The organism is Brachybacterium sp. FME24 (genome assembly GCF_014897705.1).
Classification (GTDB): domain Bacteria; phylum Actinomycetota; class Actinomycetes; order Actinomycetales; family Dermabacteraceae; genus Brachybacterium.
On the sequence record NZ_JABUXV010000047.1, the window covers coordinates 1 to 1,433 of the forward strand.

At 67.7% G+C, this 1,433-nt stretch carries 1 protein-coding gene; it reads right to left on the bottom strand.

Annotated features, from left to right (window positions below):
• Positions 1–3 precede the first annotated feature (3 nt).
• Entirely contained in the window at positions 4–1,314 is a 1,311-nt protein-coding gene (locus tag INT51_RS21915; RefSeq protein WP_122941017.1) for an ISL3 family transposase, read from the bottom strand.
• Positions 1,315–1,433 lie beyond the last annotated feature (119 nt).

Here is a 1,433-nt window from a genome sequence, read left to right on the forward strand (position 1 = left end):
GGCTCATCGCATCTGAGGGTGTAGCTGGTTTCTGAAGCCGCCTGATTCGAGGAGACTGCGGGCGACGTAGTTCGTGAGATTCCGGAAGCCGAGGGCCGAACCGCGGAGGTGCTCGAGGCGGCCGTTGATTGCTTCGGTGGGGCCGTTGCTGGTGCCGGGGCGATCGAAGAACGCTAGGACGTCGTCGGCGCGCTTGGTCAGCGTCCGGCCGAGCTTCTCGAGCTCGACGAGGGTGTCTGGGACTTGCGCGCTGAGGGCCGCGATGACCTTCTCCATCATCGTTCTGGCTCTGGTCCGGTCGGGTTCTCGGTAGGCGGTGATCATGGCCTGGTAGATCTCCCAGGTCGCCTCGACCGCAGCGTGCGGGTGGTGGGCGAACAGGGCGCTGAGGCGGTCGCGTTGGCGCTCGGTCAACAGCTTGATCCCGGTGTGGAGGGTGCGGCGGGCCTTGTAGAGAGGGTCGTCTTTCCGACCTCGGCGCTTGTGGAGCTTCTGTTGAACGCGTCGGCGGCAGTCGTCCAGAGCGTCTCCGGCCAGGCGGACGACGTGGAAGGGATCCATGACCGCGACCGCGCCGGGCAGGGCCTCGCTTGTCGCGGTCTTGAACCCCGTGAACCCGTCCATCGCGACCACCTCGATGCGGTCCTTCCACGTCGTGGGGCGCGCTTCGAGCCAGGCCTTGAACGCTGCCTTGGAGCGTCCTTCGACCATGTCCAGCAACCGAGCTGGCCCAGTCTTGTTCCTGGTGGGGGTGAGGTCGATGATCACGGTGACGTACTTGTCGCCGCGGCGGGTGTGCCGCCAGACGTGCTCGTCGACGCCGATCACGCGGACTCCGTCGAAGCGGGCCGGGTCATCGATCAGCAGGCGTTTCCCCTCGGCCAGAACGGCGTCGTTCGCGGTGTGCCAGGCCACGCCCAGCCCGGCAGCGACCCGCGCGATCGAGAGGTGATCGATGACAAGGGCCTCCAGCGCCCACCGCATCCCGCCCCGGGAGAGCTTCGCCCGCTCAGCCGCCGCAGCGGTGGTGTCTTCGCGCCAGTGGTATCCGCAGTGATCACACCGGTAGCGGCGGATCCGCACCAGCAACGTGGTGGGCCGGTGACCGAACGGCTCGTGGGCGAGGGACCGGGAGATGGATCCTCGCGAGGTCGCTCGGGCTCCACAGGCGCGGCACCACGGATCCTCCTCGGCGAGCCGGCACTCCAGCACCGCCCGCCGGCGCGTGAGCCGTTGACCAACCACCACCAGACCGAGCTCGCCGAGGCGGGCGAAGGTCGTCAGGTCGGGGCTGTCGAAGGTAGCGTTGGGCACGTCGAGGTCTTCCTGATGGCGAGCGTGAGAACTTCCATCATCGGGAGACCTCGACGTCTATCCCGGCACCAACGCGCCTACCCCACACCCCGCTGCTACACCCTCATCTGCGAAGAGCC